At 71.3% G+C, this 19,110-nt stretch carries 19 protein-coding genes; 13 read left to right on the top strand and 6 right to left on the bottom strand.

The genetic code is table 11. From position 1 onward, the window contains the following. Nucleotides 1-78 precede the first annotated feature (78 nt). From KZ820_RS05860 to KZ820_RS05825, 8 genes are all read left to right on the top strand, one after another. Complete coding sequence (locus KZ820_RS05860; RefSeq protein ID WP_258047745.1) at nucleotides 79-2,064, top strand: serine hydrolase domain-containing protein; 1,986 nt, start codon at nucleotides 79-81, stop codon at nucleotides 2,062-2,064. Further along, the gene (locus KZ820_RS05855) at nucleotides 2,064-3,053 is read left to right on the top strand and encodes a dipeptide epimerase (protein WP_219747636.1); all 990 of its coding nucleotides are present in this window, start codon (nucleotides 2,064-2,066) and stop codon (nucleotides 3,051-3,053) included. The genes KZ820_RS05860 and KZ820_RS05855 overlap by 1 nt, the downstream gene beginning before the upstream one ends. Next, the gene (locus KZ820_RS05850; RefSeq protein WP_219747635.1) at nucleotides 3,041-4,321 is read left to right on the top strand and encodes a peptide MFS transporter; all 1,281 of its coding nucleotides are present in this window, start codon (nucleotides 3,041-3,043) and stop codon (nucleotides 4,319-4,321) included. Before KZ820_RS05855 ends, KZ820_RS05850 begins: the two co-directional genes overlap by 13 nt. A gap of 65 nt (nucleotides 4,322-4,386) precedes the next feature. Next, nucleotides 4,387-6,693, top strand: a complete 2,307-nt coding sequence (locus KZ820_RS05845) for a TonB-dependent receptor (protein WP_219747634.1) — start codon at nucleotides 4,387-4,389, stop codon at nucleotides 6,691-6,693. A gap of 2 nt (nucleotides 6,694-6,695) precedes the next feature. Then, nucleotides 6,696-7,739 carry an N-acetyltransferase DgcN family protein gene (locus KZ820_RS05840; RefSeq protein WP_308462135.1) on the top strand — a complete coding sequence of 348 codons (1,044 nt, stop codon included), beginning with the start codon at nucleotides 6,696-6,698 and terminating at the stop codon, nucleotides 7,737-7,739. Next, a complete protein-coding gene (locus tag KZ820_RS05835; protein ID WP_219747633.1) occupies nucleotides 7,727-8,845 on the top strand; it encodes a YkvI family membrane protein in 1,119 nt (372 codons plus the stop codon). Before KZ820_RS05840 ends, KZ820_RS05835 begins: the two co-directional genes overlap by 13 nt. After that, nucleotides 8,842-10,410, top strand: a complete 1,569-nt coding sequence (locus KZ820_RS05830) for a serine hydrolase (protein ID WP_219747632.1) — start codon at nucleotides 8,842-8,844, stop codon at nucleotides 10,408-10,410. The genes KZ820_RS05835 and KZ820_RS05830 overlap by 4 nt, the downstream gene beginning before the upstream one ends. A gap of 10 nt (nucleotides 10,411-10,420) precedes the next feature. Further along, nucleotides 10,421-12,379: a serine hydrolase domain-containing protein gene (locus KZ820_RS05825; protein WP_219747631.1), complete on the top strand. Its 1,959-nt coding sequence runs from the start codon at nucleotides 10,421-10,423 to the stop codon at nucleotides 12,377-12,379. On the opposite strand, the gene KZ820_RS05820 is transcribed toward KZ820_RS05825, so the two are convergent. Continuing rightward, nucleotides 12,369-12,599 carry an ACT-like domain-containing protein gene (locus tag KZ820_RS05820; protein ID WP_219747630.1) on the bottom strand — a complete coding sequence of 77 codons (231 nt, stop codon included), beginning with the start codon at nucleotides 12,597-12,599 and terminating at the stop codon, nucleotides 12,369-12,371. The genes KZ820_RS05825 and KZ820_RS05820 overlap by 11 nt on opposite strands. Before the next feature lie 129 nt (nucleotides 12,600-12,728). Between KZ820_RS05820 and KZ820_RS05815 the strand changes: the two genes are divergently transcribed. Beyond that, nucleotides 12,729-13,190 (top strand): Lrp/AsnC family transcriptional regulator, encoded by a 462-nt coding sequence (locus KZ820_RS05815; protein ID WP_219747629.1) that lies wholly within the window; start codon nucleotides 12,729-12,731, stop codon nucleotides 13,188-13,190. Nucleotides 13,191-13,213: 23 nt separating this feature from the next. Beyond that, entirely contained in the window at nucleotides 13,214-14,941 is a 1,728-nt protein-coding gene (locus KZ820_RS05810; protein ID WP_219747628.1) for an N-acyl-D-amino-acid deacylase family protein, read from the top strand. A gap of 60 nt (nucleotides 14,942-15,001) precedes the next feature. On the opposite strand, the gene KZ820_RS05805 is transcribed toward KZ820_RS05810, so the two are convergent. The 4 genes from KZ820_RS05805 to KZ820_RS05790 all read right to left on the bottom strand — a co-directional run bounded on the left by KZ820_RS05805 (nucleotide 15,002) and on the right by KZ820_RS05790 (nucleotide 17,421). After that, the gene (locus KZ820_RS05805; protein WP_219747627.1) at nucleotides 15,002-15,397 is read right to left on the bottom strand and encodes a DUF4174 domain-containing protein; all 396 of its coding nucleotides are present in this window, start codon (nucleotides 15,395-15,397) and stop codon (nucleotides 15,002-15,004) included. 85 nt (nucleotides 15,398-15,482) lie between these two features. Continuing rightward, complete coding sequence (locus KZ820_RS05800) at nucleotides 15,483-15,626, bottom strand: hypothetical protein (protein ID WP_219747626.1); 144 nt, start codon at nucleotides 15,624-15,626, stop codon at nucleotides 15,483-15,485. A 69-nt stretch (nucleotides 15,627-15,695) separates the two neighbouring features. Continuing rightward, nucleotides 15,696-15,944 carry a hypothetical protein gene (locus KZ820_RS05795; RefSeq protein WP_219747625.1) on the bottom strand — a complete coding sequence of 83 codons (249 nt, stop codon included), beginning with the start codon at nucleotides 15,942-15,944 and terminating at the stop codon, nucleotides 15,696-15,698. Between the two features lie 10 nt (nucleotides 15,945-15,954). After that, complete coding sequence (locus tag KZ820_RS05790; RefSeq protein WP_219747624.1) at nucleotides 15,955-17,421, bottom strand: PAS domain S-box protein; 1,467 nt, start codon at nucleotides 17,419-17,421, stop codon at nucleotides 15,955-15,957. Between the two features lie 158 nt (nucleotides 17,422-17,579). Here KZ820_RS05790 and KZ820_RS05785 point away from each other — a divergent pair, with 158 nt between their 5' ends. The 3 genes from KZ820_RS05785 to KZ820_RS05775 are packed head-to-tail and all read left to right on the top strand — an operon-like array spanning nucleotide 17,580 to nucleotide 18,752. Further along, nucleotides 17,580-17,849 (top strand): GlsB/YeaQ/YmgE family stress response membrane protein, encoded by a 270-nt coding sequence (locus tag KZ820_RS05785; protein ID WP_183921243.1) that lies wholly within the window; start codon nucleotides 17,580-17,582, stop codon nucleotides 17,847-17,849. A 17-nt stretch (nucleotides 17,850-17,866) separates the two neighbouring features. Continuing rightward, the gene (locus KZ820_RS05780; protein WP_219747623.1) at nucleotides 17,867-18,394 is read left to right on the top strand and encodes a hypothetical protein; all 528 of its coding nucleotides are present in this window, start codon (nucleotides 17,867-17,869) and stop codon (nucleotides 18,392-18,394) included. Nucleotides 18,395-18,425: 31 nt separating this feature from the next. Next, the gene (locus tag KZ820_RS05775; RefSeq protein ID WP_219747622.1) at nucleotides 18,426-18,752 is read left to right on the top strand and encodes a helix-turn-helix domain-containing protein; all 327 of its coding nucleotides are present in this window, start codon (nucleotides 18,426-18,428) and stop codon (nucleotides 18,750-18,752) included. Here the strand turns inward: KZ820_RS05775 and KZ820_RS05770 are convergent. After that, nucleotides 18,749-19,021 carry an alpha/beta fold hydrolase gene (locus tag KZ820_RS05770; RefSeq protein WP_219747621.1) on the bottom strand — a complete coding sequence of 91 codons (273 nt, stop codon included), beginning with the start codon at nucleotides 19,019-19,021 and terminating at the stop codon, nucleotides 18,749-18,751. The two genes, KZ820_RS05775 and KZ820_RS05770, sit on opposite strands and share 4 nt — an antisense overlap. Nucleotides 19,022-19,110 lie beyond the last annotated feature (89 nt).

The following is a 19,110-nucleotide window of genomic DNA, read 5'->3' as shown; positions in this document are numbered from 1 at the left end:
ACAGGATAACCTTGTCCTGATCAGGATGTTACCTGAGGATAACGACAAGCGGAGACGGCGGCAATGGGGACGGGACGGATGCTCGCGTGGCTGTCGGCGGCGATCGGCGCGGCGGCGATCGCCGCGCTCGCGCCAGCACAGGCGCCGGTGAAGCCAGGCGCACCGACGGTGGCGCAGCCGGCTGCGCCCACCGCCTCCGCTTCGCCCATGAGCGGTCGCGCGCTCACCGGCGAGGACGTGACTGCCTGGCTCGACGGCTACATGCCATACGCGCTTCACAGCGGCGACATCGCGGGCGCGGTGGTGACGGTGGTGCGCGACGGCCAGGTGATCGCGGCGCGCGGCTACGGCTATGCCGACGTGGCGAAGCGCCGCCCGGTCGACCCGAACCTGACCCTGTTCCGCCCCGGTTCGGTGTCGAAGCTGGTCACCTGGACCGCGGTGATGCAGCAGGTCGAGGCGGGCAGGCTCGACCTCGACGCCGACGTCAACCGCTACCTCGATTTCAGCATCCCCGCCTATCGCGGCCAGCCGATCACGCTGCGCCAGATCATGACCCACACCGCCGGGTTCGAGGAGGCGAACAAGAAGCTGATCACCTATGACGCGCGCGACGTCGAGCCGATCGGCGCCTACCTCAAGCGGCACGTCCCCGCGCGCGTCTACGCGCCGGGCACGACCCCAGCCTATTCGAACTGGGCGACGACGCTGGCGGGCTATATCGTCGAGCGCGTCAGCGGCATGCCGTTCGACGATTATGTCGAGCAGCGCATCTTTCGGCCGCTCGACATGCGCACGGCGAGCTTTCGCCAGCCGCTGCCGCCGCGGCTGCGCGGACTGATGGCGCAGGGCTATCCGCTGGGCTCGGGCGATCCCAAGCCGTTCGAGATCGTCGTGCCCGGCCCCGCGGGGTCGCTCTCCGCCTCGGGGCTCGACATGGCCAAGTTCATGATCGCGCACCTCGACGGCGGGCGCGGCGTGCTGAGTCCAGAGACCGCGGCGCTGATGCACGACAGCCCGCCCGGCAAGGTGAACCCGCGCTCGCTGATCCCGCCGCTCAACCGCATGGAGCTGGGTTTCTTCGAGACCAACATCAACGGCCGCCGCGTGATCGCGCACCTGGGCGACACCAACCAGATGCACACCTCGCTCCACCTGTTCCTGGCGGAGCGCACCGGGCTGTACGTCTCGTTCAACTCCGCCGGGCGCGACGGTGCGGCGCATGTCGCCCGCGGGCAGCTGTTCCAGGACTTCGCCGACCGCTATTTCCCCGGCGCGACGCTGCCGGCCGGCCGGGTCGACGCGGCCACCGCGCGCCGGCATGCCGCGGCGCTCGCCGGCCACTGGCAGGTGAGCCGCTCGTCCTTCACCAATTTCGTCGATATCGCCAACCTCTTCGGCCAGGCCGAGGTCGGCGCCGACGCGCAGGGGCGGCTGATCATCCCTTCGCTGAAGGGCGCCAACGGCGTGCCGGTCACCTGGGTCGAGGTGGCGCCCTATGTCTGGCGTGATCCCGCCGGGCACGACCGGCTCGCGGCGCAGCTGGTCGACGGGCAGCCGGTGCGGTGGAGCTTCGACCTGGTCTCGCCTTTCATGGTGTGGGATCGCGTGCCGGCCTACCGCGACGCCGCCTGGCTGCTGCCCGCGCTCTACGCCAGCCTCGCGGTGCTGCTGCTGACCACGCTGTTCTGGCCCGCGAACTGGTACCTGCGGCGGCGCTATCAGGCCGTCGCGCCGCTCGCCGGCGTGCCGCTGCGCGCGGCGCGCGCGACGCGCGTGATGGCGCTGGCGGTGCTGCTGGTGCTGGGCGGCTGGTTCTGGCTGATCTCGGTGCTGTTCGGCGACAGCGCGCCGAGCGACGCCTCGCTCACGCTGCTGCAGCTCGCGAGCATCGTCGTGTTCGTCGGAGCGGTCGGAATCGCGGGCTGGAATGCGGTGGTGACCCTCCGCGGCGACCGGCCGTGGACGCGCAAGCTGTGGGCGGTGCTGCTGCTGCTCGCTACCTTGGTGGTGCTGTGGGTCGCCGTGGTGTTCCACCTGCTCGCGCTCACGGTGCATTACTGATGCTGCGGCTCTCCACCGAGACCGCGACGCTGCGGCTGGCGCAGCCTTTCCGCATCTCGGGCTATGTCTTCGAGACCGCCGAGGTGCTGGTCGTCACGCTCGACGACGGTACCCACCGGGGACGCGGTGAGGGCGCCGGCGCCTATTACCTCGGCGACGATCTCGCCAAGATGCTGGCGGACGTCGAGACGGCCCGCACGGCAGTCGAGGCGGGGCCGACACGCGAGCAGCTGCGCGCGCTGATGCCGGCTGGCGGCGCGCGCAACGCTGTCGACGCGGCCCTGTGGGAGCTGGAGGCGCGGCGCAGCGGCACGCCGGTGTGGCGGCTCGCCGGGCTCAGCGAGCCGCCGCGCCCGATCGTCACCACCTTCACCGTCAGCGCCGACACGCCCGATGCGATGGCGGCGGTGGCGCGCGGCTATGCACGGGCGCGCTCGATCAAGGTGAAGCTGACCGGCGAGCTGGCGCTGGATCTCGCGAGGGTCGCCGCGATCCGGGAAGCACGCCCCGACGTGTGGCTCGGCGTGGACGGCAACCAGGGCTTTGCACGCAAAGAGCTCGACGCGCTGGTCGAGGGGCTGCTGCCGCACCGCGTGTCGCTGCTCGAGCAGCCACTCGCGCGCGGCGCCGAGGCTGCGCTCGACGGCTACCGCTCCGCCATCGCGATCGCCGGGGACGAGAGCCTGCTGACGCTCGATGACGTGGCCGGCGCGGTCGGGCGCTTCGACGTGGTCAACATCAAGCTCGACAAGTGCGGCGGGCTCACCGAGGGGCTGCTGATGGCCGCCGAGGCGCGCCGGCGCGGGCTGGGCGTGATGGTGGGGACGATGATCGGCACCAGCCTCGCCACCGCGCCAGGCTTCGTGCTGGGCCAGCTCGCCGACCTGGTCGACCTCGACGGCCCCACCTTCCTCGCCGAGGACCGCGCGCCGGGCGTGCGCTACGACGACGGCCTGCTCTACGCCGGCGCGGAGGTATGGGGCGGGTGAGCGCCGCGCCGCCCGCGCCGACCTGGTTCGGTCAGCCGCGCGGGCTGACGGTGCTGTTCCTCACCAACATGTGGGAGCAATTCTCCTACTACGGGATGCGCGCGCTGCTGGTCTATTACATGACCAAGCAGCTGATGATGGGGCAGGCACAGGCCTCGCTGATCTACGGCGCCTATACCGCCTGCGCCTATTTCACCCCAATCCTCGGCGGCGTGATCGCGGACCGGCTGCTCGGCAAGCGGCGCGCGATCGTGCTGGGCGGATCGATCATGGCGCTGGGCCATTTCATGATGGCGTTCGAGCCGCTCTTCTACGTCGCCTTGGTGACGATCGCGCTGGGCAACGGGCTGTTCCTGCCGAGCCTGCCGAGCCAGATCGACGACCTCTACACGCCCGGCGACCCGCGCGTCGGCTGGGCGTACAACGTCTATTACGTCGGCGTGAACATCGGCGGCTTCCTCGCGCCGCTGCTGTGCGGAACTTTGGGCGAGCTGTACGGCTGGCATTACGGCTTCGGCGCGGCCGGGGTCGGCATGGTGGCGGGGCTGGGCATCTACCTGTGGGGTCAGCGCTACCTGCCCGCCTCCGCGCGCGCCGCGCCGGCGCGCCACGCCGCGCCGCGCGGCCGCTTCACGCGCGAGGCGGCGCTGCTGCTCGTCGCGGTGGCGCTGTGCGTCACCGTCTTCCGCGCCGCCTATGAGCAGGTCGGCAACACCGTGGCGCTGTGGGCCGACAGCGGGGTCGATCGGCGCGCCGGCGATGCGATCGTACCGATGACCTGGTTTCAGTCACTCAACCCGCTGTTCGTGATGGCGATGACCCCGCCGCTGCTGGCGCGCTGGCGGCGCCGCGCCGAGCGCGGCGGCGCGGAGCGGCCGGTGCGGCGCATGGCGGTGGGCGCGCTGATCGTCGCGGGCGCCTATCTCCTGCTCGCCGCGCTGGCGGCGCGCGGCGGCGCCTCGCACTGGCTGTGGCTCGCGCTGTTCTTCGCTTTGCTAACGGTGGGAGAGCTGCACATCCTGCCGACCGGTCTGGGGCTGTTCGCGCGGCTCGCGCCCGCGGGGATGGGCGCCACCACCGTGGCGGCCTGGTACCTCGCCACCTTCGCGGGCAGCCTAGCCGCCGGGCTGGTCGGCACCGCCTGGACCGCGCTGGGGCACGGCGCCTTCTTCCTGCTGCTCGCCGGGCTGGCCGCGCTCGCCGCGGCGCTGCTGGCGGCGATCGATCCGGCGTCTATCGCGGTGATCAGGGTCGGCGAACGGCGCTGATTTCCGGTTGACTATTCTCCAATCAGGACACTAGCATCCTGATTGGCAACATCGAGGGGGAAGCGATGAGGAACATTCGTCGTAGCGCGTCGGTCGCGAGCGCGCTGGCGCTCTTCCTCGGCGGGGCGGCGGCGGCGCAGCAGGCGTCACCAGAAGCCGCGCCGCCCGAGCGCGAGGCCGTGCAGGTCGGCGACATCATCGTCACCGCGCAGAAGCGCGAGCAGCTCCTGTCCGACGTGCCGCAGTCGATGTCGGTGCTGGGAAGCGAGGCGCTGGAGCAGCGCCAGGCACGTACCATCGCCGACTATGCCGCGCTGGTCCCCGGCCTGTCGTTCGAGTCGGGCAATCCCGGCCAGACCCGCGTCGTGCTGCGCGGCATCAACGCCGGTGGCGCCAGCCCGACCGTCGCGGTCTATCTCGACGACACCCCGTTCGGCTCGAGCACCGGCCAGACCAACGGCGCCACGCTGGCCGGCGACTTCGACACGTTCGACATCGAGCGGCTGGAGGTGCTGCGCGGGCCGCAGGGCACGCTCTATGGCGCCAACTCACTGGGCGGCGTGGTCAAATATGTCACCGTCGCGCCCAAGCTGGGCGAGTGGGAGGCGCGCGGGCAGGGCGGCGTCGAGACGGTGCGCGACGGCGGCACCGGCTATTACGGCAACGCGCTGGTCAACGTGCCGCTCGGCGACGCGGTGGCACTGCGCGCGAGCGGCTTCTACCGCCGCACCGCGGGCTATATCGACGCGATCGGCATCGCCGACGAGGACGTCAACCGCGCGCGCAGCTATGGCGGCCGCGCCTCGCTGCTGCTTAAGCCGAGCGACCGGCTGTCGCTGCGGCTCACCGCGGTGCTGCAGAACATCGAGGTCGACTCACGCAACGCCTTCGACGCCGACGCAGCGACGCTGCGCCCCATCACCGCCGACCCGTTCACCGGCGCGAGCACCGGCGGGCGCGAGGTGCGCTACCAGCTCTTCCCCGACCGCAACGAGGTGAGCTACCGTCTGTACACCGGCACGCTCGACTATGACCTCGGCTTCGCCAGCTTCACCTCGGTCACCAGCTACAGCCGCCAGGTCGCTACCGACCGCAGCGACGTGTCGTACAGCGATCTCGGCGGGATCACCCTGGCGCAATATGCGTCCTCCGCAATCTACGGTCTCGCGCCCGACGCCTACGGCATTTATTATCCAAACCGCTCGACGCAGAAGAAATTTACGCAGGAGCTGCGGTTGGCCTCCAACGGCTCCGCCACGTTCGAGTGGCTGGTCGGCGGCTATTACACGCGCGAGCCGGGGCAGCTGTACCAGCGCTATTACCCCTTCGACACCGCGACCGGCCGCCCGGTCACGCCGGTGCCGGAGATCCCCGGCTTCAACGGGCTGGTGCTGGCGCAGCTCGACTCGACCTACAAGGAGTTCGCCGGCTTCGGCAGCGCGACGCTGCACTTCAGCGACACATTCGACCTCACCGCGGGCGGCCGCTACAGCCACAACGACCAGCGCACCACGCAGACGCTCGACGGCGCGCTGTTCAACGGTCCGTCGCAGAACCGCGCGACCTCGAAGGAGGGCGTGTTCACCTGGTCGGTGTCACCGCGCTACGAGTTCGCGCGGCACAGCGAGGTCTACGCGCGCGTCGCCAAGGGCTATCGCCCGGGTGGCCCCAACGTGGTGCCGCCCGGCGCCGGTCCCGACTATCCGCTGCAGACCGACGCCGACACGCTGATGAGCTACGAGGCCGGCATCCGCGCCGAGACCGCCGACCGGACCTTCGGCATCGACCTGTCGGGCTATTACCTCGACTGGGACAAGACGCTGATCGTCGCGACCTTCCAGACCGACGCCGGCCCGATCTCGGCCGACGCCAACGGACGCGGCGCGCGCAGCTACGGCGTCGAGGCGACCGCTACGCTGCGCCCGACGCGCGGCTTCACCGTCACCACCACGGTCGCCTACAACAACACGCGGCTGCGTGGCGACACCTCGAACGGCGGGCGCGACGGCGACCAACTGCCGTTCGCCCCGACCTGGAACGCCAACGTGTCGGCCGAATATAGCTGGGACTGGGACGGCGCGCGGCCCTATGTCGGCGCCGACGTGTCGACGGTGAGCGACCGGCTCGGCAATTTCGACGCGGCCTATCGCGACCTGTTCGGTCGTCGCATCACCTTCGACGGCTATACCACAGCCAGCCTGCGCGCCGGCGTGTCGCTGGGGCGGTTCGACCTGTCGGTCTATGCGCGCAACATCGGCGATTCGCGCGGGCTGATCTCTGCCGGGACCTATCCGACCCGCCCCAATGGCGCGATCGAGGTGAGCCCGATCCAGCCGCGCACGATCGGCGCGACGCTGGGCGTCGGGTTTTGATCGTGCGCGAGGCTTCCGCTTCTCCCCCGCGCGCGGTGCACGCGCTGGCGGCGCCCTACCTGCTGTTCCTCGGCGACGCGACCGAGCCGGGCTTCGCCAAGACGGCGCTCGGGCTGCGCGATTGGGCGGCGGACAAGTGCCTCGCCGAGCACGCGCTGCCCGCCGCGACCGTCTCCACCGGGCTGCCCCGGATGACGCCAGCAAACGCGGCGGCGGCGGGCGCGCGTGCGATGGTGATCGGCGTCGCCAACCAGGGCGGCGTGATCCCGGCGGCGTGGATGCCCGAGCTGCTCGCCGCGGTGGAGGCGGGGCTCGACCTCGTCGCCGGGCTCCACACCCGGCTCGGCGACATCGCCGCGCTGCGCGAGGCGGTCGCGCGCGCGGGCACGCGGCTGGTCGACGTGCGCGAGCCGCCGCCCGCGCTGCCGATCGCGACCGGTGCCAAGCGTACCGGGCGGCGGCTGCTAACCGTCGGCACCGACTGCGCGCTTGGCAAGAAATACACCGCGCTGGCGATCGCGCGCGGGCTCCGGGCGCGCGGGCACGACGCGACCTTCCGGGCCAGCGGGCAGACCGGCATCATGATCGCGGGCGAGGGCATAGCGATCGACGCGGTGGTCGCCGACTTCGCCGCCGGCGCCGCCGAGCTGCTCAGCCCCGCCAACGCGCCGACGCACCTCGACGTGATCGAGGGACAGGGATCGCTGTTCCACCCCTCCTACGCCGCGGTGTCGCTGGCGCTGCTCCACGGCAGTCAGCCCGATCTGTTCGTCGTCTGCCACCAGCCAACACGCGCGCAGATCCTCGGCACTCCGGGCTATGGCGTGCCCTCGATCGAGGCGGTGATCGAGCAGACGATCGCGGTGGGGCGGCTGACCAACCCCGCGATCCGCTGCGCCGGCGTCAGCCTCAACACCGCTGGCATGGCCGCGGAGGAGGCGGCGGCGGAGATCGCGCACACGGCCGAACGGCTCGGCCTGCAAACGGCCGACCCGATCCGCGGCGGCGACGCCTTCGAGCGACTGCTCGACGCATGCGCCGCCTGAGCCCCGCCGCGGCCGACCGCTTCCGGCGGTTCGTGCTGCCCGGGCTCGCGTTCAAGGCGGTGGTGATCGGGGGCGGTTATGCCACCGGGCGCGAGCTCGCCGAGTTCTTCCTGCCCGCGGGTGCCTGGGGCGGGGTGCTGGCGATGGCGCTGGCGACGCTGATCTGGGGCGTCGTCGCCGCGGCCACCTTCCGGCTCGCGCACGCGGTCGGCGCGCGCGACTATCGCACCTTCTTCCAGGCGCTGCTGGGGCGCTATTGGGTGCTGTTCGAGGCCGCTTATGCACTGTTCATCGTCGTCGTGCTCGCGGTGTTCGGCGCCGCGGCGGGGGAGATCGGCGCGGCGACGCTGGGACTGCCCCCGCTGGCGGGGACGCTGGCGCTACTCGCCGGCATCACCGCCTGCGTCGCATGGGGCAACGCGGGCGTCGAACGCGTCTTCCTCTGGGTCTCGGTGCTGCTCTACGCCACCTATGCGCTGTTCCTGCTGCTCGCACTGACGAGCGTGGGCGGGCGGATCGCCGACGCCTTCGCCGCTGCCGGGCCGCCCGCGCCGGGCTGGACGCTCGGCGGGCTGACCTACGCGGGCTACAATATCGTCGGCGCGGTGATCGTGCTGCCGGTGACGCGCCACTTTCGCTCGGGCCGCGACGCCGTGATCGCGGGCGCGCTTGCGGCGCCGCTGGCGATGCTGCCCGCGCTGCTGTTCTTCGTCACCATGGCGGCGTTCCTGCCCGAGATCGCGAACGCGGTACTGCCGTCCGACTATATTCTCACGCGGCTCGGTCACCCACTGTTCCACCTCGGCTTCCAGCTGATGATCTTCGCCGCGCTGCTGGAGAGCGGCACCGGTGCGGTCCACGCCGTCAACGAGCGGGTCGCGCGCGCGCGCGGGCGGGACGCGCTGTCGCCCGCGACGCGCGCGCTGCTCGCGCTGGCGCTGCTGGCGCCGTGCATGCTGCTGGCCGAGCGCGTCGGGCTGGTCGGGCTGATCGCGGGCGGCTACCGGCTGCTCGCGGCCTTGCTGATCCTGATTTACGTCGTGCCGCTGCTGCTGCTCACCATCGTGGGGCGCGGCAGGTCGGCCCAGCCGGAGCCGAGCGCATGAGATACGCCGCGACCGTTCTGCTCGCCGCTTTCGTCGCCGCGCCCGCGTTCGCTGCGCCGCCCAAGGGCTTCGATGCGCGGGTGGAGCAGGTGATGCGCGCCTCGGGCACGCCCGGCATGGCGGTGGCGATCGTCGAGGACGGCAAGGTGACGCTCGTCAAAGGCTATGGTGTACGGCGGCAAGGCGCGCCCGAGCGGGTCGACGCGAACACCGCCTTCCTGATCGGCTCCACCGCCAAGGCGATGACCGCGGCGGCGATCGCGACCCTGGTCGATGCGGGCACGCTCGGCTGGGACGACCGCGTCGTCGACCATCTGCCCGGCTTCCAGATGTACGACGCCTGGGTGACGCGCGAGATGACGGTGCGTGACCTGCTGGTGCATCGCAGCGGTCTCGGGCTCGGCGCGGGTGACCTGCTGTACGTGCCGCGCGGCAGCTATTCGCGCGCGGAGATCGTGCGGCGGCTGCGCTACATCGCGCCCGCGACCAGCTTCCGCAGCGGCTATGCCTATGACAATGTCCTCTACACCGTCGCCGGCCAGCTGATCGAGGCGGTGAGCGGGCAACGTTGGGAGGATTACGTCCGCGCGCACGTGCTCGCCCCCGCCGGCATGGTGGGCGCGACCGGGGAGCTGGCGACCTTCTGGGCATTGCCCAACCGCGCCTTGCCGCACGCGCGCTTCGGCGGCGTGGTGCGCGGCACCGGTACGATGCGCGGGCTCGATGAGCGCGACCAGCTTCCCCAGGCCGCCGCCCCCGCCGGTCTGATCGCGGCGAGCGCCACCGACATGGCGCGCTGGCTGCAAGTGCAATTGAGCGGCGGGGTCGCGGCGGACGGCACGCGCGTCTTCTCCGCCGCGGCGGGGCGCGAGATGTGGGCGCCGGTGACGCCAATCCCGATCGCCCCGCTGCCCGAGCCCGTCGCGGCGACCACGCCGACCTTCGACGCCTACGCGCTCGGCTGGGAGGTGCGCGATTATCGCGGCGAGCGGATCGTGTGGCACGCCGGCGGGCTGTTCGGCATGACCTCGGTGGTGTTGCTGATCCCGGCGCGCCACGTCGGCTTCGCGATCGAGCTCAACAGCGAGGAAGCCGCGCCGCGGCACGGGCTGATGTGGGAGCTAATCGACCATTATCTCGGAGCGAAACGGCAGGACTGGCCGACGCGCTTCACGCGCTATCGCGCGCAGCGGATCGCCGCGGCCGAGGCCGCGGTGCGCGCCGAGGCGGCGACGCCCGCCAAGATCGGGCCGTCGCTGCCGCTGGCGCGCTACGCCGGGCGCTACGTCGATCGTTGGTACGGCCCGATCGAGGTCGGCGGCGATGCGGCCGGGTTGACGGTGCGCTTCGTGCCGACGCCGCGCATGGCGGGGCGGCTCGAACATTATCAGTACGACACGTTCGTGGCCCGCTTCGACGATCCCGCGATCGAGCCGGCCTATCTCACCTTCGCGCTCGACGCCGCGGGCAAGGTGGCGCGCATCACCGCGCGACCGGTGTCGCCGATCGCCGACTTCAGCTTCGACTATGCCGACCTGCTGTTCGAGCCCGAGCCCGTGAGGTGAAAGGATGACGATGAAGACGCTCCTGCTGGCGCTCCTCCCAGCGCTGCTCGTCGCCGCGACGCCGCCCCAACGCCCGCCGGTCGCACCACCTGCTGCGCCGGGCGATGCCGCGCCGCCGGCGCCGGCCACGCCCGCGACGACGCCGCAGCTCACCGCCGCCGACGTCGGTGCCTGGCTCGACGGCTACATGCCCGCCGCGCTCCAGGCCGGGAAGATCGCGGGCGCGCAGGTCGCGGTGGTCAAGGACGGCGCGGTCCTGTTCGAGAAGGGCTACGGCTACGCCGACGTCGCCGCCAAGACGCCGATGGACCCGCGCCGCTCGCTGATGCGGATCGGTTCGACCTCCAAGCTGCTGACCTGGACCGCGGTGATGCAGCTGGTGGAGGCAGGCAGGATCGACCTCGACGCCGACGTCAACCGCTACCTCGACTTCCGCATCACCCCGCTGGGGCGCGCGGTGACGATCAACGACCTGATGCAGCACCGCGGCGGCTTCGAGGAGGGGCTCAAGGACCTGCTCGCCAGCGACCCCAAGCTGCTCAAGACGACCGAGCGCTACCTCAAGGAGAACACGCGCCCGTTCCTGTTCAAGCCAGGTGAGGCGCCGGCCTATTCCAACTATGGCGTCGCGCTCGCCGGCTATATCGTCCAGCGCGTCTCGGGCGAGCCCTTCGAGGCCTATGTCGCGCGCCACATCACCGGCCCGCTGGGCATGGCGCACACCACCTTCGTCCAGCCGCTGCCGCCCGCGCTCGCGCCGCTCGCCGCCAAGGGCTATGCCACCAGCGACGGGCCGCCGCACGCCTATGAGCTGGTCGGCACCGCGCCGGCGGGCAGCGTCGCCTCCACCGCGGACGACATGGCGCGCTTCATGCTCGCGCACCTCGGCGGCGGCAGCTACCGCGGCGCGCAGATCCTGCGCCCCGAGACGGTCGCGTTCATGCACCGCCCGCCGACCCCGCCCGCCGCGGGCTTCGACACAATGGCGCACGGCTTCTTCTGGATGCAACGCAACGGCACGACCGTGATCGGCCACGGCGGCGACACGATCGTCTTCCACACCGACCTGGCGCTGCTGCCCGAGAAGAACGTCGGCCTGTTCATGAGCTTCAGCAGCCGCGGCGAGCGCGACGCAGTCTACGGCGTGCGCGAGCGGCTGTTCGACCTGTTCATGGACCGCTACTTTCCGGCAACTCCCGCACCGCTGCCGCCCGCGATCGCGAGCGCCGCGACGGACGCGCGCGCGCTGGCGGGCCATTACGAGAGCTCGCGCCGCGTCGAAACCGGCTTCATCAGCCTGTTCTACCTGCTCCAGCAGGACGTGGTCAGCGCCAACGACGACGGCACGATCAGCGTCTCCTCGATCGAGGGCAAGCGCTTCCGCGAGATCGCGCCGGGGCTGTGGCGCGCGGTCGACGGCACGCGGCTGCTGCGCGTGACCGAGCTGCGCGGACGCCGCACCATCGTCGACAGCCAGAACCCGGTGGGCGTGCTCCAGGCGGTGCCGGCGGCGCGGGACTCGACGATGTTCCAGACGGCCGCCGGCCTGTCGCTGCTGGTGCTGCTGCTCACCGCCATCGCCTGGCCTGTGGGCTGGTGGATCCGCCGCCGCTACGCCGCGTCGCCGGTGGTGACCGGGCGCGCCGCGCGCGCGCGGCTGCTGGTGCGCGTCGCCGCGGTCGTCGATCTCGCCTATGTCGCGGGCTGGTACACCGTCGTCGCGCCGATCCTGAGCCAGCAGGTCGACGCCTACAATGCCACGCTGGACGGCCTGATCCGGCTGCTCCAGGTGGCCGCGGTGATCCCGATCGCGGCCGCGCTGATCGGGGTGTGGAACCTGGTGGAGGCGTTCCGCGGCGCGTTCGGCTGGGGCGTGCGGCTGCGCGCCGCTCTGGTCGCGCTGGCGTTCCTGGGGCTGCTATGGGTCGCCGCGATGGCGCATCTGATCGGCTGGAGCCTCAACTACTGAGCGTGGCACTCTCCACCAGCACCAGCGCGCGCATCTTGGCGAGGAGCAACTCGGCGACGCCGTCCTCGAGCCCGCTCACCGCGACGCCGATGCGATACGTGTCGCCGTCGCGCTGGACCGACGCCGCGTCGAACGCGATCGAGCGGAGCGCGAGCAGGTTGAGCACGCGCAGCGGCAGGTCGGGCGAGGCCTCACCGGCGACGAGGAAGCGGACGGTCATGCGGTATAGCCTCGGTCGGATCGTTGGCGCTCAGGATGGCAGCGGCGCGGCGGAAAAGGTCTCCTCATCCGCGCCGTTGCCGCTACGCTGGGGCATGTTCATCCCGCAACGGCCCGGATCGCGGCACGAATGACCCAGCTCGACGATTATGAGCGCCGCATCCTGCGCGAGTTGCAGCGCGACGGGCAGCAGACCGTCGCCGAGATCGCCGCCAAGGTCGGCCTGTCCGCCTCGCCGTGCTGGCGCCGCATCGACCGGCTCGAGCGCGAGGGCGTGATCCGCGGCCGCGTCGCGCTGGTGGACCGCCGCAAGGTCGGGCTCAGCGCGCACATCTTCGCGCAGGTGCGGCTCAACGCGCACGGCCGCGCCAACCTCGACGAGTTCGCCGAGGCGATCCGCGGCTTCCCCGAGGTGCTCGACGCCTATGTGTTGATGGGCACGACCGACTTCATGCTGCGCATCGTCGCGCGCGACATCGACGCCTACGAGCGCTTCTTCTTCGACAAGCTCAGCCGTCTGCCCGGCGTGCAGGAGATCACCTCCACCGTGGCTCTGTCCGAGATCAAGTCCACGTCCGAGCTGCCGATCTGACCCGATTTCGCCGAGGAGCCGCCATGAAGCGCCTGGTATCGCTCGCTGCCCTGTTGCTCGCCCCGCTGCCGCTCGCGGGCGCGACGTCGCCGCCGCGCTACGACGTCGTGATCCGCGGCGGCACGATCTACGACGGGTCGGGGGGCGTGCCCTTCGTCGGCGACGTCGCCATCGCGGGGGACCGGATCGCGCTCGTCGCGGCGCACGTCGCGGGGCGCGGCGCGACGGAGCTGGACGCGCGCGGCAAGGCGGTCTCGCCCGGCTTCGTCAACATGCTCGCGCACCCGGAGGAGAGCCTGCTGGTCGACGGCCGCGCGCTGTCCGACCTGGCGCAGGGCGTCACGCTGGAGGTGATGGGCGAGTTCTCGATGGGGCCGCTCAGCCCGGCGATGCGGCGCGACATGGTCAAGGAGCAGGGCGACGTCCGCTATCCCGTGACCTGGACGACGCTCGGCGGCTATCTCGACGTGCTGTCGCGCCGCGCGATCGCGCCCAACGTCGCCTCCTTCGTCGGCGCGGGCACGGTGCGCGAGGCGGTGCTGGGCGCCGACGACGTCCAGCCGACACCGGCGCAGCTCGAGCGGATGCGCGGGCTGGTGCGAGCGGCGATGGAGCAGGGCGCGCTCGGGCTGACCGACATGCTGATCTACACGCCCGCGACCTTCGCGAAGACGCCCGAGCTGATCGCGCTGGCTGAGGTGTCGGCGGCGTGCGGCGGGATCTACACCGTCCACATGCGCAGCGAGGGCGACCGGCTGGACGAAGGCGTCGCCGAGACGATCGCGATCGCCGAAGCCTCGCGCGTGCCCGCCGAGATCTACCATTTCAAGCAGGCCGGTCGCGACAATTGGGGCAAGATCGACCGCGTCATCGCCGCGATCGAGGCGGCGCGCGCCCGCGGCGTGCGCGTCTCCGCCAACATGTACACCTACACCGCCGGCGCGACCGGGCTCGACGCGGCGATGCCTCCCTGGGTGCAGGCGGGCGGGCTCGACGCGTGGATCGCGCGGCTGAAGGACCCGACGACGCGCGCCAAGGTCGCCGCCGCGATGCGCGACCCGCACCCGAGAGACTGGGAGAACCTGCTCGCCGGCGCGGGAGCGGAGGGCACCTTGCTGCTCGGCTTCAAGAACCCCAAGCTCAAGCCGCTCGCGGGCAAGACGCTGGCGGCGGTGGCGCGCGAGCGCGGTCGCTCGCCCGAGGAGACCGCGATGGACCTGGTGGTCGAGGACGGCTCGCGCGTCGGCATCGCCTATTTCCTGATGAGCGAGGACAATGTCCGCAAGGCGATCCGCCAGCCGTGGATGAGCTTCGGCTCGGACGAGGCCGCGCCCGCGCCCGAGGGCGTTTTCCTGCGCACCAGGGATCATCCGCGTGCCTACGGCAATTTCGCCCGACTGCTCGGCCATTACGTCCGCGACACGCATGACCTGACGCTCGCCGAGGCGGTGCGGCGGCTGACCAGTCTACCCGCCGACCATCTCGCGATCGCCGACCGCGGCCGGCTGCGCGCCGGGCTCTTCGCCGACGTGGTGGTGTTCGACCCGGCGACGATCGCCGATCGCGCCACGTACGAGCAGCCGGCGCGATTGGCGACGGGTGTCAGCACCGTCCTGGTCAACGGTCGCTTCGCGCTGCGCGATGGTCGACCGACGGGCGCCCACACCGGGCGCGTGGTGCGAGGCCGCGCCTATCGCAGCGGGGCGGGCGGGGGGTGCCGCGCCGCGGCAGCGGACTGGCGGTGGTATTGAGTCCGCGTCGGCGCGATGTGTCCAGGACGCGAATGGCGCTCGGCGCCGCTCCGACCGGGATCATCGACGTTCCTGGCGACGCATAGGCATCGCGTCGATCGTCTCCTCTAGAACCGCCGCGGATATCGGGCGTGTCTGGCGAAGCTTGGTGCCACCGTCCTTGCCGATCAGGAGGGCCGCGAAGCCGTCTGCCGGAAGGCGAAAGCGCTTTCTCAGGGTTGCAGCTGAGTCGCTCGCGCCTGTCACCCTGTCGCCCGTGATCTCGACCACGGCGAGATCGCGCTCCGCTGCGGCGTCTCTCCATCGTGCGATGATCCGTCGCTGCTGCTCAAGCTTCGGATCCTGTTCTTCGGACGCGGCGACGAGCAGCACGCGCTTCTCCCACCTCATCGCCGCGATGCTGGAGGGAGCCGCTGCCGCCAACGACAAGGCGATGAGCAGGTTGTTCGCCATCATGTGACCGCAACGCGCTGCCGCTGAGGACGTTTCGCCGGGCCGGCGATGACCGCGCCGGTCGCGTTCTGCGCGTTCCGGGGTGCGGCTACGACTTCTTCGACTTGCCGCCCTTCTTGCCCAGCTCCGCCTGTGCAGCGGATGATTTGCGCGGGTTCTTCTCGCCTTCCTTCGCCGCCTTGGCGTTGGCCTTCTGCGCCGTCGCGCTGCCCTTGCCCTTCTTCTCCGTCATGATCGCGCTCCGCTATGGCCGACCTCAAACGGGACTGACGGGGGTTCGTTGCGCCGGGTCGCGGTGGCGTCACCCGGCACGCGCACGCTCGGCCAGCATGACGCGTCGCCGCCTGACCAGCTCCGCCAGTTCGCCCTCGACGAAGCTGCACGGGCGGCATGGGCGATTGGGCAGGGATATGCGGATGTCGCGGGGATTGAGTCGGGCATCCACGATTCGATCGACGACGCGGTCGAGCCGCCCCTCGTCGACGATGACCCTGAAGCCGTCGCTGCCCATGATCGACGCGACCGCATGCTCGTCCCAGATCGTGCTCAACGAACGTCCCTCATGGCCGATGCGTCCCCATGCCGCGCTCCCGTCCCCAGACGACCGCCCCGCTGCGGCGGGTGGCGCCGGTCTTCTCGTAAATCCGGGCGACATGGTTGCGCACCGTGTTGCGCGTGATCGCCAGCCGCTCGGCGATGGCGGCGTCATCCAGATCGTCGCAGATCAGGTCGAGCACCTGGCGCTCGCGCGCGGTCAGGTCGGCGGGCGCCAGCTGCGCGGTCGGTCGGCGCAGCGTGGCGAGCTTGTCGAGGATCGATCGGCTGAGCCAGCGCGTGTCCTTGAGCACCTCGTCGATCGCGCCGGCGAGCTCGGCCTCGCTGCGGCGCCGCTCGGTGACGTCCTGATATACCCAGATCACCCGCGTCGTGTCGTCGCCGTCGATCCGCTCCGCCGCGACGCTGCACCGCAGCTCACTGCCGTCGCGCGCGACGAAGCCGGCCTCCCCGGCGTGCACAGCGCCGTGCTCCGCGACCTCGCGCTCCATCGCCGAGCGCGCCTCGTCGTCCTGCCACCAGCCGAGCGCGTCGACCGGCACGTTGGCGCCCGCTTCGACCGTGATGCCCGACAGCGCGTGAAAGGCCGCGTTGACGCGGAGCACGCGATGCGCCGCGTCGGCGATCACCATCGCGACCGGTGCCATGTCGAAGACGGCCTCGAGGTTGCGCTCGCTCACCGCGCGCGACCGCTCGGCCTCGCGGCGCGGCTGAAGGTCGGCGAAGGTGAGCAGCAGCACGTCCTCGTCAGTCACGTCGATCGGCTGCCCGGCGAAGATGACGAGGCGGCGGCTGCCGTCGTCGCAGAGCAGCTCGGCCTCGGTCTGCGGGATCACCTGGCCCGCGTCGATCAGGCCGCGCACCTCGGCGCGGCTCGGCAGGCCGCCGAGCAGCCCGAGCCCGAACAGCGAGCGCTCGACCAGTTGCTCGCGGGTGAAGCCGGTCAGCGCGAGGAAGCCGGGATTGACGTTGGCGATCCTCAAGTCGCGCTGCCGTACGATCAATGCCGGCGCGGGGTTGGCGCGGAACATGGCGCGAAAGCGCGCCTCGGCATCGAAGCGCTTCGACACGTCGCACAGCACGATCGCGAGATAGTCGGGCTCGCCGCCGTCGACGTCCATGACAACGTCGCGCACCTGGTGGACCCAGCGCGCCTCCTCGCATCCCGCCGGCGCGACCTCGACGATCAGATCGGGCATCGGCTCGCCGGCCAGCACGCGGAAAAGCGGATATTGGCGATGCTTGAGCTGCCGGTGCTCGGCGTCCCACATGGTAAAGCGTCGCGCATAATCGTCCGCGGTGGCGCCCAGCTCGCCCACCTCGGTCACGCCGTGCATGGCCAACGCGGCGGCATTGGCGGTGAGCACCGTCCCGCTCGGGTCGAGCAGGATCACGCCGTCGAGCAGCTGAGCGATCAGCTGCTCGAGGTGACGGAGCGTCGGCGAGGCGGAGAGAGGAGCGGCGCTCGGCATCCGCCATCAACCGTGTCACCCCCGTACCGTTCCCGGTGCGACACCAGCCGGCCTAGTGCAGCCGCACTAGTGCGTCGGCCGGCAGGCGCCGCGCTCGCTGAACTTGTCGTCCGCGCCTCCCGTTGATGCGGCACCAACCCTCAATCGGAGTCATCGTCATGGGCCTCATCATACTTCTCGTCGTCGGCGGCGTGATCGGCTGGCTGGCCAGCGTGATCATGCGGACCGACGGACAGCAGGGCATCTTCCTCAACGTCGTGGTCGGCATCGTCGGCGCGGTGCTCGCCGGCTTCATCGTCACCCCGCTGATCGGCGGCGCACCGATCACCAGCGGCGTGCTCAGCATCCAGTCGGTGCTGGTCTCGCTGCTCGGTGCGATCGTGCTGCTCGGCATCGTCAACCTCTTTCGCCGCGGCTCGGTGCGCTGACTCGGGCGGCGGAGACGATGCCGCGCATCGCTTCCGCGATCTTCGACGCGCAGGCGGACGCGCATCACGCCGTGTCCGACCTGCGTGGCGTCGGCGTTCGCGACCGCGAGCTGTCGCTGATGTTGCGGCGCGTCACGCTAGAGAACGGAGGTCGCTCGGGCGCAAGCGCCGGCGATGACGGTGCCGGCGTATTGCGCGCGATCCTCGGCGGTGACGCCGCCGGCGCCGGCGTCGGGGTCGCGACGCTCGCGATCCCCGGTGCCGGCCCGCTGGTGGCCGCCGGTGCGATCGCCGCCTCCGCAGTACCGGGCGCGATAGCGCTCGGCGCCGCGGCTGGCGCGCCGGCGACGACGCTTTCGGAGCTGCTGGCGCCGTACGGTGTCACCGCGGAGGAGGCCGCCTACTACGATCGTCACCTGGGGCGCGGCGGCGTTCTGCTCTGGGTCGGCAGCGACGCGGCGATCCCGGTCGAGACGATCGTCGACATCCTGTACCGCAATGGAGGCCATGACGCCCGGCGGCCGGGGAACGCGCTGCTGGAGTGATCGTCCGACGTCCCCGCGCGAGCGTGATGCGGTGAACAGCCGCGCGACGAGCCAAGCAAGGACCATCTTGACGATGAAGGAATGCCAGATCGAGGGCACGATGGCGTTCGCGCAGCGCTCGGCCGTGGAAGCCGCGCTGCGCGACAATCGCTGCAATCTCTCACACGCCGCGCGCCAGCTGCGCGTGGGGCGGACCACTCTGTACCGGCTGATCAAGCGCTTTGAGATAGAGGTGGAGATCATGCCGCGTCCGCCGCTCCCGCGACCCCGAGCGAACGCCGCGAGTCAGGCGCCGACGAGCGTGCGGCTGGTGGACGGCGTCTGGTATCTCGTGCGCGCGGACGGCAGTCGTGCCTAGCGCCGCAGCCACTCGCGCAGCAGCATCGTGACCGCGCCGGGCCGCTCCATCGGCGCGAGATGGCCGCAGTGGCGGATCGTATGGAATTGTGCGCCGGTTACCTGTCGGGCGAGCGCGCGCGCGTCCTCGGGCAGGCAGATCCGATCGCGGTCGCCCGCCACCACCAGCGCTGGCACGCGCACCGCGGCGATCGCGGGCGCGATGTCCGGACGGGCGAGCAGTGCGCGCTGCTGGCGCTGGAAGATCACCGCACCCACTCGCTCGGCCATCGCCTGAACCGGGCCGCTGACGATCGGCGTGCGGCGCGGTGGCGAGCAGGTTCGGCTCCCACACGCTGCGCCGCCGCATCTGCATCGAG

The organism is Sphingomonas citri (genome assembly GCF_019429485.1).
GTDB classification, from domain to species: domain Bacteria; phylum Pseudomonadota; class Alphaproteobacteria; order Sphingomonadales; family Sphingomonadaceae; genus Sphingomonas; species Sphingomonas citri.
The sequence above is the reverse complement of the archived record's forward strand: the minus strand, read 5'-3'. Positions and strand labels throughout refer to the sequence as shown.

Excerpts from the sequence above, each read along its gene's own strand:
- KZ820_RS05860 (WP_258047745.1), top strand. The coding sequence starts at position 79 with ATGCTCGCGTGGCTGTCGGCGGCGATCGGCGCGGCGGCGATCGCCGCG.
- KZ820_RS05855 (WP_219747636.1), top strand. The coding sequence starts at position 2,064 with ATGCTGCGGCTCTCCACCGAGACCGCGACGCTGCGGCTGGCGCAGCCT.
- KZ820_RS05850 (WP_219747635.1), top strand. The coding sequence starts at position 3,041 with ATGGGGCGGGTGAGCGCCGCGCCGCCCGCGCCGACCTGGTTCGGTCAG.
- KZ820_RS05845 (WP_219747634.1), top strand. The coding sequence starts at position 4,387 with ATGAGGAACATTCGTCGTAGCGCGTCGGTCGCGAGCGCGCTGGCGCTC.
- KZ820_RS05835 (WP_219747633.1), top strand. The coding sequence starts at position 7,727 with ATGCGCCGCCTGAGCCCCGCCGCGGCCGACCGCTTCCGGCGGTTCGTG.
- KZ820_RS05830 (WP_219747632.1), top strand. The coding sequence starts at position 8,842 with ATGAGATACGCCGCGACCGTTCTGCTCGCCGCTTTCGTCGCCGCGCCC.
- KZ820_RS05825 (WP_219747631.1), top strand. The coding sequence starts at position 10,421 with ATGAAGACGCTCCTGCTGGCGCTCCTCCCAGCGCTGCTCGTCGCCGCG.
- KZ820_RS05820 (WP_219747630.1), bottom strand. The coding sequence starts at position 12,599 with ATGACCGTCCGCTTCCTCGTCGCCGGTGAGGCCTCGCCCGACCTGCCG.
- KZ820_RS05815 (WP_219747629.1), top strand. The coding sequence starts at position 12,729 with ATGACCCAGCTCGACGATTATGAGCGCCGCATCCTGCGCGAGTTGCAG.
- KZ820_RS05810 (WP_219747628.1), top strand. The coding sequence starts at position 13,214 with ATGAAGCGCCTGGTATCGCTCGCTGCCCTGTTGCTCGCCCCGCTGCCG.
- KZ820_RS05805 (WP_219747627.1), bottom strand. The coding sequence starts at position 15,397 with ATGATGGCGAACAACCTGCTCATCGCCTTGTCGTTGGCGGCAGCGGCT.
- KZ820_RS05800 (WP_219747626.1), bottom strand. The coding sequence starts at position 15,626 with ATGACGGAGAAGAAGGGCAAGGGCAGCGCGACGGCGCAGAAGGCCAAC.
- KZ820_RS05790 (WP_219747624.1), bottom strand. The coding sequence starts at position 17,421 with ATGCCGAGCGCCGCTCCTCTCTCCGCCTCGCCGACGCTCCGTCACCTC.
- KZ820_RS05785 (WP_183921243.1), top strand. The coding sequence starts at position 17,580 with ATGGGCCTCATCATACTTCTCGTCGTCGGCGGCGTGATCGGCTGGCTG.
- KZ820_RS05780 (WP_219747623.1), top strand. The coding sequence starts at position 17,867 with ATGCCGCGCATCGCTTCCGCGATCTTCGACGCGCAGGCGGACGCGCAT.
- KZ820_RS05770 (WP_219747621.1), bottom strand. The coding sequence starts at position 19,021 with ATGGCCGAGCGAGTGGGTGCGGTGATCTTCCAGCGCCAGCAGCGCGCA.